The sequence below is a fragment of the Microbacterium sp. NPDC076895 genome (genome assembly GCF_040687115.1).
Taxonomy (GTDB): domain Bacteria; phylum Actinomycetota; class Actinomycetes; order Actinomycetales; family Microbacteriaceae; genus Microbacterium.
On sequence record NZ_JBFBMQ010000010.1, the window covers coordinates 24,044 to 40,013 of the forward strand.

General features: G+C 68.3%; 15 protein-coding genes. 8 read left to right on the plus strand and 7 right to left on the minus strand.

Annotated elements, in window-relative coordinates; all coding sequences use genetic code 11:
- Positions 1-107: 107 nt before the first annotated feature.
- Both AB0O89_RS09970 and AB0O89_RS09975 read left to right on the plus strand, forming a co-directional pair.
- Positions 108-731, plus strand: coding sequence for a PadR family transcriptional regulator (locus AB0O89_RS09970; RefSeq protein ID WP_363496976.1), 624 nt, complete (start codon positions 108-110; stop codon positions 729-731).
- Positions 728-2,227 carry a DHA2 family efflux MFS transporter permease subunit gene (locus AB0O89_RS09975; protein WP_331790886.1) on the plus strand — a complete coding sequence of 500 codons (1,500 nt, stop codon included), beginning with the start codon at positions 728-730 and terminating at the stop codon, positions 2,225-2,227. The genes AB0O89_RS09970 and AB0O89_RS09975 overlap by 4 nt, the downstream gene beginning before the upstream one ends.
- Here the strand turns inward: AB0O89_RS09975 and purD are convergent.
- Entirely contained in the window at positions 2,220-3,485 is a 1,266-nt protein-coding gene (gene purD, locus AB0O89_RS09980; protein ID WP_363496980.1) for a phosphoribosylamine--glycine ligase, read from the minus strand. The genes AB0O89_RS09975 and purD overlap by 8 nt on opposite strands.
- Positions 3,486-3,519: 34 nt before the next feature.
- On the opposite strand from purD, the gene AB0O89_RS09985 reads away from it, so the two are divergent.
- Positions 3,520-3,873 (plus strand): sterol carrier family protein, encoded by a 354-nt coding sequence (locus AB0O89_RS09985; RefSeq protein WP_331790884.1) that lies wholly within the window; start codon positions 3,520-3,522, stop codon positions 3,871-3,873.
- A gap of 28 nt (positions 3,874-3,901) precedes the next feature.
- On the opposite strand, the gene AB0O89_RS09990 is transcribed toward AB0O89_RS09985, so the two are convergent.
- Genes AB0O89_RS09990 through AB0O89_RS10000 form a run of 3 tightly spaced genes read right to left on the minus strand, consistent with a single transcriptional unit; the run spans position 3,902 to position 6,875 of the window.
- Positions 3,902-4,678 carry a heme ABC transporter ATP-binding protein gene (locus tag AB0O89_RS09990; RefSeq protein WP_363496984.1) on the minus strand — a complete coding sequence of 259 codons (777 nt, stop codon included), beginning with the start codon at positions 4,676-4,678 and terminating at the stop codon, positions 3,902-3,904.
- Positions 4,675-5,748, minus strand: a complete 1,074-nt coding sequence (locus tag AB0O89_RS09995) for an iron ABC transporter permease (protein ID WP_331790882.1) — start codon at positions 5,746-5,748, stop codon at positions 4,675-4,677. Before AB0O89_RS09995 ends, AB0O89_RS09990 begins: the two co-directional genes overlap by 4 nt.
- The gene (locus tag AB0O89_RS10000) at positions 5,745-6,875 is read right to left on the minus strand and encodes an ABC transporter substrate-binding protein (RefSeq protein ID WP_363496987.1); all 1,131 of its coding nucleotides are present in this window, start codon (positions 6,873-6,875) and stop codon (positions 5,745-5,747) included. The genes AB0O89_RS09995 and AB0O89_RS10000 overlap by 4 nt, the downstream gene beginning before the upstream one ends.
- Before the next feature lie 179 nt (positions 6,876-7,054).
- Between AB0O89_RS10000 and AB0O89_RS10005 the strand changes: the two genes are divergently transcribed.
- The 4 genes from AB0O89_RS10005 to purF are packed head-to-tail and all read left to right on the plus strand — an operon-like array spanning position 7,055 to position 13,364.
- The gene (locus tag AB0O89_RS10005) at positions 7,055-10,366 is read left to right on the plus strand and encodes an HtaA domain-containing protein (RefSeq protein ID WP_363496990.1); all 3,312 of its coding nucleotides are present in this window, start codon (positions 7,055-7,057) and stop codon (positions 10,364-10,366) included.
- 57 nt (positions 10,367-10,423) lie between these two features.
- Positions 10,424-10,753 carry a potassium transporter Trk gene (locus AB0O89_RS10010; protein WP_292712924.1) on the plus strand — a complete coding sequence of 110 codons (330 nt, stop codon included), beginning with the start codon at positions 10,424-10,426 and terminating at the stop codon, positions 10,751-10,753.
- 19 nt (positions 10,754-10,772) lie between these two features.
- On the plus strand, positions 10,773-11,897 hold the full coding sequence (gene purM / locus AB0O89_RS10015) for a phosphoribosylformylglycinamidine cyclo-ligase (protein WP_292712926.1): 1,125 nt from the start codon (positions 10,773-10,775) through the stop codon (positions 11,895-11,897).
- Between the two features lie 6 nt (positions 11,898-11,903).
- Entirely contained in the window at positions 11,904-13,364 is a 1,461-nt protein-coding gene (gene purF, locus AB0O89_RS10020; RefSeq protein ID WP_363496994.1) for an amidophosphoribosyltransferase, read from the plus strand.
- A 30-nt stretch (positions 13,365-13,394) separates the two neighbouring features.
- Here the strand turns inward: purF and AB0O89_RS10025 are convergent, their stop codons facing one another.
- On the minus strand, positions 13,395-13,580 hold the full coding sequence (locus tag AB0O89_RS10025; protein WP_228179361.1) for a DUF3073 domain-containing protein: 186 nt from the start codon (positions 13,578-13,580) through the stop codon (positions 13,395-13,397).
- 174 nt (positions 13,581-13,754) lie between these two features.
- Between AB0O89_RS10025 and AB0O89_RS10030 the strand changes: the two genes are divergently transcribed.
- Positions 13,755-14,297 (plus strand): universal stress protein, encoded by a 543-nt coding sequence (locus tag AB0O89_RS10030; RefSeq protein WP_363496998.1) that lies wholly within the window; start codon positions 13,755-13,757, stop codon positions 14,295-14,297.
- 94 nt (positions 14,298-14,391) lie between these two features.
- On the opposite strand, the gene AB0O89_RS10035 is transcribed toward AB0O89_RS10030, so the two are convergent.
- Together AB0O89_RS10035 and AB0O89_RS10040 are read right to left on the minus strand one after the other, a co-directional pair.
- Entirely contained in the window at positions 14,392-15,006 is a 615-nt protein-coding gene (locus AB0O89_RS10035) for a PadR family transcriptional regulator (RefSeq protein WP_363497150.1), read from the minus strand.
- Positions 15,006-15,857 (minus strand): DUF4097 family beta strand repeat-containing protein, encoded by an 852-nt coding sequence (locus tag AB0O89_RS10040; protein ID WP_363497001.1) that lies wholly within the window; start codon positions 15,855-15,857, stop codon positions 15,006-15,008. The genes AB0O89_RS10035 and AB0O89_RS10040 overlap by 1 nt, the downstream gene beginning before the upstream one ends.
- Between the last annotated feature and the right edge of the window lie 113 nt (positions 15,858-15,970).

The window sequence follows — 15,970 nt, forward strand, 5'->3', positions numbered from 1 at the left end:
TCTACTGGCATTCGAGGGGGGGACCCGCCGGCTTGGCCGAATGCCGATACGCGCGTATAGTCCATGTGGACTAGCCGATATGGACCATATTTGGAAGGACGCACGCCGTGAAACCCGCGCACCACACGCTGACGCCGATCGCGATCATGGCGATGGCGCTGCTGCGTGAGGATGACATGCATCCGTACGAGATGATCCGGCTGCTGCGCCACCGCCGCGACGACCGTATAGTCGCCATCACGAACGGCACGTTCTATCACACGATCGCGCGCCTGCAGCGGGCCGGCCTGATCGACGAAGTCGGCAGCGACCGCGACGGCAACCGCCCCGCGCGCACCACCTACACGCTCCTGCCCGCGGGCGCCGAAGCGGTGCGCGCGTGGCTGCGCGCCGAACTGCCGCGGGTCGATCGCCCCGTCGAGTTCCGCGTGGCTCTGGCCGAGGCGCACAACCTCGAGCGCAGCGAGGTGATCGAACTCCTCCGGCAGCGTGCCACCGAGCTGGACGCTGACTACGCCGAGCACCGGACCGGACTCGCCGCAGCACGGGCCGATGGCGTCCCCGAGCAATACCTCATCGAGGTCGAGCGCCAGGAAGCGCTGCTCGCCGCCGAGACCCGGTGGCTCCACCAGACCATCGATCGCCTTGCCGACCCGGGTTACGCCTGGGGCGGCGACCCGAAACCCCACGAAACCGTCTATCGCGCACAGAGAGAAGCTGCACGCTCATGACCGAGACCACCCGCCCTCCTGCGCCGCCGGCATCCGACGCTCCGGCACGGAGCCCCTGGCCCGCCCTGTTCGCGCTTGTCATCGGGTTCTTCATGATCCTCGTCGACACGACGATCGTCGCTGTGGCCAACCCCGCCATCAAGGCGGCCCTCGACCCGAACACCGCCAACCTCGACAACGTGGTGTGGGTCACCTCGTCCTACCTGCTGGCCTACGCCGTGCCGCTGCTGATCACCGGCCGCCTGGGCGACCGCTTCGGGCCCAAGACCATCTACCTCATCGGACTGGTGATCTTCACGGGGGCCTCCCTGGCCTGCGGCCTCTCACCGACGCTTGGCGCGCTCATCGCTTGGCGCGCGGTTCAGGGGCTCGGCGCCGCGCTCATGACCCCCCAGACGATGGCCGTCATCACCCGCACATTCCCCCCGCACCGCCGTGGCGCGGCAATGGGCCTGTGGGGAGCCACCGCCGGCGTCGCGACGCTCGTCGGTCCGCTCGCGGGCGGCCTGCTCGTCGACGGACTCGGCTGGGAGTGGATCTTCTTCATCAACGTGCCCGTCGGGGTCATCGCGTTCGTGCTCGCGGCGGTTCTGGTGCCCCGACTCGAGACGCACCGCCACCGCTTCGACATCGTGGGTGTCGTGCTCAGTGCTGCTGCCCTCTTCTGCATCGTCTTCGGGCTGCAAGAGGGAGAGGCCTATGACTGGGGAGTGATTTGGGGACCCATCTCAGTGTGGGGACTCATCATCGTCGGGGTCATCCTGCTCGGCATCTTCATCTGGACGCAGGCGCGCACCCGCAGCGAGCCTCTCGTGCCGCTTCCGCTCTTCCGTGACCGCAACTTCTCGCTCGCGAACATCGCCATCGCCGCCGTCGGATTCGCTGTTACGACCATGGCGCTTCCGCTCATGTTCTTCCTGCAGCTGGCCCGCGGCCTCACGCCGACAGAGTCAGCTCTGCTGCTGATTCCGATGGCGGTGCTCTCGGGAGTTCTCGCACCGCTGGCCGGCCGGTGGCTCGACCGCACCGACGCGCGCTGGCTGCTCGTACCCGGCATCCTTCTGGTGTCGGTTTCGCTGTGGTGGTACGCCGCGATGCTGAACGTCGACACCCCGATCTGGATGTTCCTGCTCCCGTCGGCCCTGATGGGAATCGGCAACGCGGGGATGTGGGGACCGCTGGCCACCGCCGCGACCAACAGCCTGTCGCCCCGCGAAGCGGGCGCTGGCGCCGGCATCTACAACACCACCCGCACCGTCGGTTCGGTGATCGGTTCGGCTGCGATCGCGGCGTTCATGCAGTCACGGCTCGAAGCGAACCTGCCGGGAGCCGCCGAAAGCACCGAGAGCTTCGGTGGCGGCACGCTGCCCGCCGCGGTGGCCGACGGCTTCTCGACCGCGATGGCTCAGACCCTCATGCTGCCGGCATCCGTGATTCTCATCGCTGTCGCGGCGTCGCTGTTCATCCACCGCAAGCCGCGACAGGCCGTCAGCTGACGCGGGCGGCGATGTCAGTGCGGAACTGGCCGCCTTCAAGCGTGATCTTCGAGAGCGCGTCGTAAGCACGCGAGCGCGCCTGGCCGAAGTCGTCACCGATCGCCACGACATTCAGCACTCGGCCGCCGGTCGCGACGAGCCCCTCGGGCCCGGCGGCCGTTGCGGCATGCGCCAGGTGAACGCCGTCGACGGATGCCGCGGCATCCGTGCCCGTGATCGGGCGGCCGACCTGCGGAGCCGCGGGATAACCCTCGCTCGCCAGTACGACGGTGACTGCTGCGGTGTCGTGGAAGGTCGGTTGCGCCACGTCTTCGAGGTTGCCCGAGGCTGCCGCCAGCAAAAGCCCTGACAGCGGCTCGACCAGGCGTGGCAGCACGACCTGCGTCTCGGGGTCTCCGAAGCGCGCGTTGAACTCGATCACGCGCACGCCGCGCTCGGTCAGGATGAGGCCCGCGTAGAGCAGGCCGATGAACGGCGTGCCCTCGGCATCCAGCTGACGGATGACGGGCTCAGCGACCTCACGGGTGACCTGCTCGACGAAGGCCGCCTCGCCACCCCAGTGGTCGCTCAGCCATGGGAGCGGTGAGTAAGCGCCCATGCCGCCGGTGTTCGGGCCCTGGTCACCGTCGCGGAGGCGCTTGAAGTCCTGGGCGGGACTCAGCGCCCGCACGGTGTCGCCGTCGCTGAGGAAGAAGAGCGACACTTCGGGTCCCGACAGGAACTCCTCAACCAGCACCCCGCCCGTGCCGAGGTACTCCGCGGCGTGCTCAAGCGCCGCGTCGCGGTCGCCGGTGACGATGACTCCCTTGCCAGCGGCGAGCCCGTCGGCTTTCACAACGTGCGGAGCCCCGAATTCGTCGAGGGCAGCGGCTACCTCGTCGAGCGTGGCGGCGTGGGTCGCGCGCCCGGTCGGGACGCCGGCTGCCTGCATGATGCGCTTCGCAAAGGCCTTGGATCCCTCCAGCTGCGCCGCAGCCTTACCCGGCCCGAACGTCGGGATGCCTCGCTCGCGCAGCGCATCAGCGACCCCGGCCACCAACGGTGCCTCCGGTCCGATCACGACGAGACCGATCGACTCCGTCTGCGCGAACGACGCGACAGCGACGGGGTCGTTTGCGTCAAGGGCGACCACCGTGACGTCCTGGGCGATGCCGGCGTTTCCCGGGGCAGCGAAGATCTCGTGCGCCTCCCCTTCGTCTCGCAGCGACGTGATGATCGCGTGTTCACGGGCACCGGAGCCGAGGACGAGAATTCGCACCCGGTCAGCCTACCGACCGGCGTAGCGTGGAACCGTGCCTCCCAAGATCACGACCGAAGCCGGACGCGCCGCCCTCGGAGCCGTTGCGGACGGCACAGCGGGCCGGCCCGAGACTGCGACTGCCGTGCGCTATCTGCTCCAGCTGCTTGCCGAGAAGGCCCCGGGGGCGACGGTCGAGGTCCGCGTTCCGCCGTTCGGGGCGACACAGATCATCGAGGGGCCGCGGCACACGCGCGGCACCCCACCCAACGTCGTCGAGATGGATGCCGCCACCTTCATCGAGCTCGCCACGGGCGTCAGCGGGTGGTCGGATGCCGAAACTTCCGGGGCCCTCCGGGCCTCTGGCGTCCGCGCCGACTTCTCGCACCTCCTGCCCCTCCGGCCATGAGTGCGGCATCCGTGCCGGGGTGCGCCGACTATCGCTTCGGGACGACGACGCCGGTTCCGGTGACGGGGTGGGTGAGGATGTCGACGGGCTGCCCGTAGACCTCCTCGATCCGCTCCGCCGTGAGGACCTCTGTGGGTGAGCCGGTCGCAACGACTCGGCCGCGAGAGAGCAGCGTTGCGCGATCGCCGTAGGCCAACGCCGCGTTCAGATCATGGACGACCAGGGCGACTGCAGCCCCGGCGGCTGCGCGATCGCGCGCGATGCGCAGCACGTCCTCCTGGTGGCGCAGGTCGAGCGCCGCAGTCGGTTCGTCCAGCAGCAGGATGCCGACATCCTGCGCCAGCACCCGGGCAAGCGCGACCCTCGCCCGCTCGCCGCCCGAGAGCGATCGGACCGCCCGGTGCCGGAGGGCGGTGATGTCGGTTGCCGCCATCGCTGCGGCGACGAGTTCGTCATCCGCATCCTCTCGCTCTGTTCGGACCCACGGAGCGCGCCCCATCCGCACGACCTGCTCGACCGTGAAGGCGAACGCCACGTCGTTCTGCTGCAGCAGCACGGCGCGCTGACGGGCGAGATCCTTCGGGGGGATGCTGGCCAGGGGTGCACCGTCGAGGTCGACAGTCCCGGACGCGGGGGCGATGTCTCCGGCGAGAACTCCGAACAGGGTCGACTTGCCGGCGCCGTTGGGGCCGACCAGCGCATGGACTTCGCCCGCCCGCAGCTCGAGATCCGCGTTCTCGAGGATGGGTGCGGGGGCGGCCTCCGGGTGGACCGTGACGCCGCGCGCACTCAGCCGGATGCTCATGCCCAGCCTCCCGCGCTCTTGCGCGCTCGCAGCAGGAGCCACAGGAAGAACGGCCCGCCGATGAGGGAGGTGAGCATGCCGATCGGCAGGTCTGCCAACGGAACGGCGGTGCGCGCGACAAGGTCGGCGAGCTCGATCAGCAGCGCACCGCCCAGCGCGCTCGTGATCACGAGCGGCAGGTGCGCGGGGCCGATCGCCATCCGCAGCAGGTGGGGGATCACGAGTCCGACGAAGGCGATGATGCCGGCAAACGCCACGGCGGCGCACACCAGGAGCGCGACGGTCACGATGACGACGATCCGCAACGCCTCGACCCGCACGCCGAGGTGCCGTGCGGTGCGCTCGCCGAGGGCGAAGAGGTCGAGCGAATTCGCGACGACGAGCGCAACGATCGACCCGATCAGCACCAGCGGCGCGACCAGGGCGATGTTCTGCCAGAGGGCTCCGTTGAGGCTCCCCAGCTGCCAGAACACGATCTGCTCGCGCGTCGATGTCGTGCCGAGGAAGGTCAGCAGCGCGAGGCCCGCGCCGGCGATGGCGTTGATCGCGATGCCCGTCAGCAGCAGCGTCACGACTTCGGTTCGCCCGCCCGCCCGACTGATCAGGTAGACCGAGAACACGGCGATGAGTCCCCCCGCGAAAGCGAGGAGGGGAGTCGTCCAGGCACCGAGTGTCACAAGGCCCAATGTGATGCTCGCCGCCGCGCCAACTGCCGCACCCGATGAGACGCCCACGACGCCGGCGTCGGCGAGAGGGTTGCCGAAGATCGCCTGCATGAGGACGCCGGAGACGGCGAGCGCCCATCCCACGAGAAGTCCGAGCACGATGCGGGGCAGGCGGATCTCGAGCACGACGCCCGCGGCTGGTGCGGCATCCGGAGCCCAGCCGTTGCCGATCCCGACCGAGCGCAGCAGGATGCCGATCACCTCCGTCGGCGACAGGGGATACTGCCCAGAACCGAGCGACACGATCACCGTCACGGCGAGCGCGACGACCAGCAGTGCCGTCACGCTGGCGAAGCGAGACGCGCGGAACCGCGACGGTGTCGGGACGACGACCTCCTGGCTCACGGCGTCGGCACCGGGGTGGGCGCCGAGGGCGCGTCGGTCGGTGCGTAGAGCGCGCGGGCCAGAGCCAGGATGATCTCGGGCGAGCGGGGGCCGAACGAGAGGATCTGCGTATCAGCCATGTCGATCACGCGGCGATGGTGGCCCGCCGGAGTCTGCAGCAGCGCGGGGATGCGTTCGAGCAGCCCGTCCACGCCGCCGACCGACTCCAGGCCGAGCGTCATCATGACCAGGACATCCGGCTGCGCGGCAACCAGCGCCTCGGCGGTCATCGGCTTCATCCCCTCCCAGCCGATCTCGCTGGCCACATCGATGCCGCCGACCGCGTCGATGAGTGAGTCTGCTCCCGAGTCGGCGCCGAAGATGTAGTAGATGTTCGCGTTGCCGCGCACGTAGAGGAACAGCATCCGGGGCTTGTCGCTTTCGCTGGCCGGCGCAACCTCGGCGATCTGCGAGCGTGCCGCGGCAAGGTCGGCATCCGTCTGCTGGATGAGCGCGTCGCCGCGGGTGGGAACGCCGAGGGCTGCGGCGATCTCGGCGATGAGGTCGTCGGTGGTCTCGAGGCGGCGATCGCCTGAGACCACAACGACAGCGATGCCCGCGTCGCGAAGCTGCTGGCGGACCTCTTTGGGGCCGAGGGTGGCGTCGGTGAGCACGACGGTCGGGGCGAGCTGGAGGATCGCCTCGGCGTTGAGGGTGTGACCGGCATTGGTCACCACGGGAAGATCCTCGGTGCCGGCGAGGTCGGTCGAGGAGTCGCGTCCGACGACGTTGTCGCCGAGCCCGAGCGCGAAGACCGTTGCGGCGATCGTTCCCGAGATATCGATCGGCAGGATGCGGCTGGCATCGGCAACGGTGACTTCGGTGCCCTCGGCGTCGGTGACTGTCACCGGAAGTGCCGGCGCCGTCGTATCGTCCACCGCGACCATGCCGTTCGAGTCCAGGCATGCGGTCGAGGGACCCGTCGCGGCGCGCGCGTCCGGGACGAGGTCGAGCGCAGTGAGGGCCGTCGCGGCATCCGGGCACGACGGGTCGGCGCCGGGGGCGCCAAGCGAGCCGCATCCGGTGAGCGCGGCGGCCAAGACGATCGCCGAGATCACGGCGAACCGGGTGCGTCGTGAGGGAATCATATTAGGAGAGGCTTACCTAAAAGTTGACGGACGGCAAACGCGTGCTCTAGCGTCGAGTTGCCTGTGAGGTAAACCTAACCTTACTCATGGCATCCCCCCAAAACTCGACGACCGCAGCCGCCACCAGGTGCTGCCGACCGGAGATTCCTGTGACCGACCGTCTGATCACTCCTGTCCCCGTGAGCCGCACACGCGCGCTGCTTGCGACGCTCCTGACGCTCGCGCTCGTGCTCGCGGGCGCTCTCGCATCCCCTCCCGTCATGGCCGCCGAAGGCCCGCACATCACGGTGAGCCCGTCGACGGACCTCGATCCCGAGGCTGCCCACACCCTCACCGTCTCGGGCACAGGCTTTGTCGGGGACGGCGCCGTCAACGGCGTCTACGTCTTGTTCGGCACGCAGTCCGTGTGGTCAGGTGGCGGTCCCCTCGTGGCTTCCGGATGGATCGCCCAGGCGTGGGTGCAGTCAGCGCAGATCACCGACGGTTCCTTCACGACGACGCTGAACGTCCCGGCGGGATCGCTCGAGTCCGGTGTCGCGTATCACGTTGCGACATCCGCGGCCCACGCCTTGTCTGCCACCAACCGCACGATGGACACGTTCGCGTCGGTGACGGTCGCCGCGCCGGCCCCGGAGCCGGATCCGGAACCCGACCCCGACCCCGAGCCCGTGGCGACTGTTGAGACGTCGGTGGTGTCGGTGGATGCCGAAGACGGCGCGACAGTGTCGATCACCGGGTCCGGGCTCGGTGAGGTGACCGGAGCGTACGCGGCGATCATCGAGAGGGGCAGGGAGTCCCAGGTCACCAGCAGCGGCGGGTACGTCGCGTTCGGGTACTGGATGACTCCTGGCGCGATCGTCGACGGTGCGTTCACGAAGACTCTCGTCGCCCCGACCGCGAAGCTCGACGCGAGCAAGCAGTACGAGGTCATCGTCTGGCAGGGGCACACGCTGCCGACGGCTGAGACGATCTACGCTCGCGCCGACATTCCCTTCACGACCGCCGACTGGAACACCCTGTTCCCGTCCGCGCCGGCGATCGAGGTGTTCCTCGCCGACGGGGTGACGCCGCTCGGTGACACCGGCGTCCACGTCGGTGACACACTCGTGGTTCGCGGGACCGGATTCGATCCCGACGCGAACGTCGGCGGGCGGGGTGTGCCGATTCCGAACACGCTTCCCCAGGGCACCTACGTCGTGTTCGGCCACTTCGCCGAGCAGTGGCAGCCCTCTACCGGCGCGGCAAGCAGCCTCCGCAAGGTCGGCTCCCAGAAGTGGGCACTCGCAGAGTCCGTGCTGAACCAGGTGCCGTCGAACTACCAGAGCGCCATCCGTTCCCAGTGGGTCGACATCGCGCAGGACGGGTCGTTCACCGCTGAGCTCACGGTCACCGAGCCGTCCGCGCTCGTGAGCGACGGACACTACGGTGTGTTCACCTACGCCGCGAGTGGCGTGACCAACGCGGCGCAGGAACTCGAGGTTCCCATCACCATCGCGCCCGCCGAGCCGGTATCGGCTGTTGAGACGTCGGTGGTGTCGGTGGATGCCGAAGACGGTGCGACTGTCTCGATCACGGGTTCTGGTTTTGGTGAGGTGACCGGAGCGTACGCGGCGATCATCGAGAAGGGCACCGAGTCCGCTGTCACCAGCAGCGGCGGGTACGTCGCGTTCGGGTACTGGATGACCCCTGGCGCGATCGTCGGCGGTGCGTTCGAGAAGACCATCGTCGCGCCGACCGCGAAGCTCGACGCGAGCAAGCAGTATGAGGTCATCGTCTGGCAGGGGCACACCCTGCCGACCGCCGACACGATCTACGCGCGTGCCGACGTACCCTTCACGAACGCCGACTGGGGCATCCTCTTCCCCGGCGGCGGCACGCCCACCCCGACGCCGACCCCGACACCCACCGCGCCCACCCCGACACCCAACGAGCCGGTGACGCCGGTGGCGGGAGGTTCGATGTCGTGGGCGATCTCGACCAGCTTCAACAGCTACGTCACGGGCAGCATTGCGAAGGGCGCGATCTCGGTCGGCAACGGCGCGACGCGCTCGGGCGGAGTGTTCTGGTTCGGCCAGTCGGAGACCTCATCGTTCTCGCCGTCCACCGGCACCGGAACCGTCTCTTACAGCGGTTCGGTGCGGTACTTCGGGCACGAGGGTGCGCTGGATGTGACGATCGCGAACCCGCAGGTGCGCATCACATCCCCGACGTCAGCATCGATGTACGTCACGAGCGGTGGCCGCCAGGTGCAGTTCGCGACGCTGGGCCTGGGTGCCGCGCAGCGGTCGGAGGCGAACGGCGCGGTGACCTTCACGAACGCCCCGGCAACGCTGACCGCGGCGGCGGTATCGCAGGTCCTGGGCGGGTTCTCGACCACCCTGGCTCCCGTGACGTTCACAATCGGCGCTCCTGCCGCAGCGCCGCTCGGTGCCACGGGCACGGTGGCTGCCGCGTCGGTGACTACCACCACCACGAGCAGCATCCCCTCGACGCCCCCGGCCACGAGCGGCATCGAGCTGGATGACGAGGGTCTGACCGCCCTCCAGTCCGGTGGGGCCTTCACCCTCGAGGTCGGCGGATTCCAGCCGAACGAGACCGGCATCGCACTCGTGGTCTACTCGACCCCGACGGTGATCGCGACCGACCTCACCGCTGACGCGCAGGGCGTCGTGCGGTGGACCGGGTCCCTCCCCGCAAGCCTCGCCGATGGCGAGCACACGCTCACGCTGCAGGGCTCAGTGAGCCGCGGAATCGTGTTCACGCTCGCCCGGGCCGCGGCGATCGGCACCTGCGCTGTCGACGGTGCCACGCTCTCGTGGGGCTTCAAGGAGTCGTTCCGGGTCTACATCGAGGGGATCGCGGCCGGCGGGTGGGAGCTGAGCGATGTCGAATACGTCTACCCCGACTACGTGTGGGCTGACGGAACGGGATCGATCGACCCCGAGACCATGACGGGGCTGGTGACCTACGGCGGAAGCATCCGTTTCACCGGCCACGACGGCGCGCTCGACACGACGCTGTCGAACGCTCGCCTGGAGCTTGCCGGCGACACGGGATACCTCGTCTTCGACGTTACGGGCCAGACGCAGGATGGCGCCTCGGTGTCTGAGACCGGAGTGCGATTCGCGCAGTTCGCGGTGCCGTCGCTCGAGGTCGTGGACGGTGCGATCACGCTCGATGCTCTGCCGACGACGCTGACGGATGCCGGAGCCGCCGCCTTCGGCACGTACTCCAGCGGCGAGCAGCTCGACCCGGTCTCTGCCGTGATCCCGGTCACCTCGGACTGCGTCACGGCAGCCCCCGCTGTTGTCGAAGAGCCCGCGGATGCCGCGCTCGTGACGACCGAGGAGGCGGCATCCAGCGCTGATGCAGCGCCGGTGTGGCCCTGGATCGCCGGGGGTGTCGGACTTCTCGCGGTGATCGTCGCGGCTGGTGTGCTCGTCGCCCGCCGCCGCGGGTCGGATGCCGCGCCTGGCACGCACGACGACTGACCCTGCCGCTCTCGCACCCTCTCGCCCGCGAATCCCGCAGGGCGGGAGGGTGCGAGAATGGAGACCATGTCCCCGACGAGTGACGACCACCTCGAGCAGGTGACGGTGCGGCGCAGCCCGAAGTACTCCGTCTTCCTGCTGCTGGGCGGTGCCCTGGGCCTGCTCGTCGCGATGATCCTGACGTTCCTGTTCGACGGGACGACACAAGAGAGCCCGAACACGGGCCTCGTCTACTCCCAGATGCAGGTCTTCGGTTTCCTCCTGTTGATCTTCGTCTCGGCAGGAGTTGCCCTCGGCGGCGCGGTGGCGCTCATCTTCGACCGGATCTACGCGCGTCGCGCCCGCACGATGCGGGTCGAGCACGAGCGCATCATCTCGGCCGACTGACCGCCGGTAGGCTGTTCGGGTGGAGTCCCACAACGCCCCCAGCAATCCCTACACCGCAGCAGGTGTCGACACGGCAGCGGGTGACCTCGCCGTCGAACTCATGAAGGCTGCGGTCCGTCGCACCCAGGGACCCGAAGTCCTCGGCGGTGTCGGTGGCTTCGCCGGCCTGTTCGACGCTTCGACCCTCCGCTCGTACCGCCGTCCGCTGCTCGCGACGAGCACCGACGGCGTCGGCACGAAGGTCGCCATCGCCCAGGCCATCGACAAGCACGACACCATCGGCCAAGACCTCGTCGGAATGGTCGTAGATGACATCGTCGTCGTCGGCGCCAGGCCCCTGTTCATGACCGACTACATCGCGTGCGGCAAGGTCGTGCCCGAGCGCATCGCCGACATCGTGGCGGGTATCGCGCGCGGCTGCGAAGAGACCGGAACAGCTCTGGTCGGCGGTGAGACAGCCGAACACCCGGGCCTGCTCGGCGTCGATGACTACGACGTCGCGGGAGCTGCAACGGGCGTCGTCGAGGCTGACGCCGTGCTCGGGGCCGATCGCGTCGAGAACGGTGACGTGGTTCTCGCGCTCGCTTCGAGCGGACTCCACGCCAACGGCTACTCGCTCGTGCGCCACATCGTCTCGGCATCCGGCCTGTCGTACACGGATGCCGCGGCCGAGTTCGGTGGCACCACCTGGGGTGAGGTTCTGCTCGAGCCCACTCGCTTGTACACGGCGCCGCTGCTGCGGCTGATCGCACAGTCCGGCGGCGGGGTGCATTCGCTCAGCCACGTGACCGGCGGCGGGATTGCTGCGAACCTCGCGCGCGTCCTTCCGGCTGGCACCTGGGTCGATGTCGACCGTGCGACCTGGACTCCGCCGGTGGTGTTCCAGTCACTTGCCAACCGTGGCGGCATCCCTCTCTCGGACACCGAGGGCACGTGGAATCTCGGTATCGGCTTCGTCGCGGTCGTCGCGGCAGATCGGGCAGCGGATGCGGCATCCGCCCTGACCGCCGAAGGTATTGCCGCGTGGCAGATCGGCGTTGTCTCCGACGGGCCGAGGCCCAGTGGCACGTACGTGGAAGGGGCGAAGGGCGTTGACGGCGGTGCCGTTCGCCTGGTCGGATCGTTCGCCGAAGGAGCGCAGTAACACCCCATGTGTGGAATCGTCGGCATGGTCGGGCGGGGCCCCGTCAACCAAGAGATCTACGACGCGCTTCTGCTGCTGCAGCACCGCGGGCAGGACTCGACCGGAATCGCCACGGCGGAACCGAGTGGGGTCTTTCACATCACGAAGGCGCGTGGCCAGGTGCGCGAGGCATTTCGCACGCGCGACATGCGGTCGCTGCTCGGCACGATCGGGCTCGGCCACGTGCGTTATGCCACCAAGGGCACAGCATCCAGCGAAGAAGAAGCACAGCCCTTCTACGTCAACGCGCCGTACGGCATCGTGCTGGTGCACAACGGCAACCTCACGAACACCCGCGAACTCACCGACGAGCTCTTCCACAAGGATCGTCGCCACCTGAACACGAGCTCCGACACCGAGCTCCTGGTCAACGTCCTCGCCGGCGAGCTGCAGGCGACGGTTTCGGGGATCGATCTCGAGCCCGACGAGATCTTCGAAGCTGTGTCCCGCGTCCACGCCCGCGTCGAAGGCTCGTACGCCACCATCGCCCTCATCGCGGGCCACGGCCTGCTCGCCTTCCGCGACCCGTTCGGCATCCGACCCCTGATCCTCGGCACGCGACGGGCAGCCGACGGATCGTACGAGTGGGTGGTCACGTCCGAGTCCCTCGTGCTCGAAAACGGCGAGTTCGAGGTCGTCCGCGACGTCATGCCGGGCGAGGCGGTGTTCATCGACCTCGACGGACATCTGCACACGAAGCAGTGCGCCGAGGATCCGCAGCTCGTGCCGTGCTCATTCGAGTACGTCTACCTTGCGCGGCCCGACTCGATCATGAACGGGATCTCGGTGTACGAGGCACGGCTGCGCATGGGTGACCGCCTGGCCGACACCATCGCGAAGTACACCCCCGCGGGGACGATCGACGTCGTCATGCCGATCCCGGATTCATCCCGGCCCGCCGCGATGCAGGTCGCGCGCAAGCTCGGCATCGAGTACCGCGAGGGGTTCTACAAGAACCGGTACGTCGGCCGCACCTTCATCATGCCCGGCCAGTCGGCCCGCAAGCGCAGCGTGCGACAGAAGCTCAACGCGATGTCGAGCGAGTTCAAGGGCAAGAACGTGCTGCTCATCGACGACTCGATCGTGCGGGGAACGACCTCGAAGCAGATCATCCAGATGGCGCGGGATGCCGGTGCGACATCCGTGACCTTTGCCTCGGCAGCCCCTCCCGTGCGATACCCGCACGTCTACGGCATCAACATGCCGACCCGCCACGAGCTTGTCGCACACGGACGCTCCATCCCCGAGATCGCTGAGGAGCTGGGTGCCGATTACGTCGTGTACCAGGAGGTCGCCGACCTCAAGGCGGCGATCCTCGAAGGCTCGGATGTCGAGGACCTCGACATGAGCTGCTTCGACGGACGCTACGTCACCGGAACCGTGACGGAGGAGTATCTCAATTGGGTCGAGGCCAGTCAGGAGTCCTGAGTGGGAGCGCGATGACGGGACGAGGCGCGCTCAGGCGGTCTCGTCGAGTTCGTCATCCTCGTCGTCGAACTCATCGGCCCACTTGTCGACGTACAGATCATCGTCGGACGGGTGACCCAGTTCCTTCTCGAGCGCCGCATAGTTGACGCTCGGGCTGTAGGACTTGAGTTCGCGGGCGATCTTGGTGTGTTTCGCCTTTTGACGGCCACGCCCCATGCGAGACCCCCTCATTTCTGACCCGCGGGCTGAAGCGCGGGTCTCCGCGCTCCGCAGCCCGTGCATTCACGATCCGGTCTTTCGCCGGGAAGAGTAGCATTCAGAATATCACGGAGCCCTCGAGGGCCCGCGGCTGTGCACCCCTCGGCTCCGTATGTCGAGGAGGGAATCCCCATGGCGGACGAACGGCCAGAGCTCACAACGGCGCCCCTGGACGCGGCGGCGGTACGCGGCGCGGTGATCGTCGGGGTCGTCCCCGACCAGAACCCCCGCGTCGTGAAGGAGGCCGCGAAGTACGCCGCCATGATGAAGGCGCCCCTGGTTGTGGCCCACGTCGACGTCACCCGGTTCGTGACATATGAGGATCCTGACGGGTACGTGCACACCGCTCCGATCGACGTGAACATCGCGCCGGGCGAGGCAGATATCGACCTCGTGCGCGCCTCAGTAGCCCACGCGCTGGAAGGAATCGACGTCGACTGGCGCCTCCATCAGCTCGTCGGCGACCCGGCGCTGGCCATCAAGCACCTCGCCGAGCAGGTCGACGCCCGTTTGCTCGTCGTCGGGACACGCAAGCGCGGTATCGGCGAGTCGATCCGCGAGTTCTTCACCGGGTCGGTGGCCGCCCGGTTGGCCCACCGGCAGGCGCGCCCGATCCTCGTCGTGCCCCTGGGTGAGCCGGCACCCGATGACGAGGACCTCTGGCCGACCAGCTGACCGGCCCGATCGCAGGATCGACCGAGCCACGACGACCCCGCAGCATGCGAGGACGCCGATTCATCCTGCAATCGGTCCGCGGGGCGAACCGGCCTCAGCCGCGCAGTGAGCGAGTGATGGCGTGGGTCACCTCGTCGAGGCCGGTTGCCAGCTCGTCCACGACGGATGCCGCGAGTGTGCCGCCCTTGGCAACGTGCGTGCGCAGGTCGGCGCGCACCTGCGCGCGGAACTCGCTGATCGCAACCTCGGCCCGGTGCAGTTGTTCCCGCGAGAGGGAGCGCAGGTCGTCGGTGACGTCCCGCACCTGCTGATCGCGATCCTCGCGCTCTGCCCTGCTGGCGGCGGCGAGGTCTGCGCGCAGGCTCTTCATCGCCTCACGCACCGATCCGCGTACCTCGTCGGCGATCAGGCGCACCGAATCGGCAAGACCGTCCTCGATGCTCTTGAGGTCGTCGGCGCGGGATGCCACCTCGGCGCGGCCGGCATCCGTGATCTCGTAGATCGTCTTGCGACCGTCGACGGTCTTGGTCACCAGGCCCTCCTCCTCGAGCTTCGCGAGCCGCGGGTACACCGTGCCGGCACTCGGGGTGTAGGTGCCGCCGGTGCGATCCGACAGGGCCTGCATGATGTCGTAGCCATGTCGCGGCCCCTCGTCGAGGAGCGAGAGCAGGTACAGGCGCAGGTCGCCGTGAGAGAAGACGGGGGCCATCACAGGCCCTCCGCCTCGCTCGGGGCATCCGCCGGTGTCGAAGCGGGGGAGCGGCGCAGCACCGTGAGTCCGCCAGCGACGGAATTTGTGCGCACGTCCACGAAGGAGCCGCTCAGCTCGCCGGTCGAGCCGGTGTAGTTGGTCACACCGCTTCCCGACCGCATCACGCCGTCGATCTGGACGCGACCGCTCACGCTGCGCACGACGAAGTTGGCCGGAAGTCCCTCATCGAGTCGGATCGTTGAGCTACCGCTGACCGTGTTCAGGCTGATGGCGTGGGCGTTGCCGGTGGTGTCGACCAGCATGTCGCCCGACACGGTGTCGATCGTCGCCTTGCGGATGCTGCCGGTCGCGGCGACATCACCCGAGACGCTGTTCGCCGACAGGGTGCCGGTGAGGTCCCGGATCTGAACATCGCCCGAGACCGCATTGACCGTGACGTCGCCGCTCAGGCCGTCGACGATGATGTCGCCCGACACGGTGTTGAGGCGTGCGCCGGCCTCAAGCCCCGAAACGAGGGCGCTCGCATTCACGACGCCGAGGTTCAGCGCGACCGATCGGGGGACGGCGACGCTGACCTCTGCTTTCGGGCCGCCGGACCCGAAGTTGCGGAACGCCTCGAGGAAGTTGTCCCAGCGCAGCTGCGGGTGATCGATCTCGACGGCGTCACCGGTCGCCTCGATGCGGAGGTCTTTGACCGTAACTCCGTACACCTCGATTCGCACTCCGGGTTCGTCGTGCGCGACGACATCGACCTGTCCGCCGACGAGGCCGATCTTGAGGGTGCGCACGTCGGCGAGGTCGATGACGCGCGTCTCTCCCGGGTGAATGAGCCACTTCTCGAGGGTCACGGTCCGCTCCGTTCTGATCACAAGAAAGCAAAGACGCGATATAACGCGATTCCAGAGTAACGCGATATAACGCGTTACGCAAGATTCCCCGGTTTGCCTCCTTGACATTGACG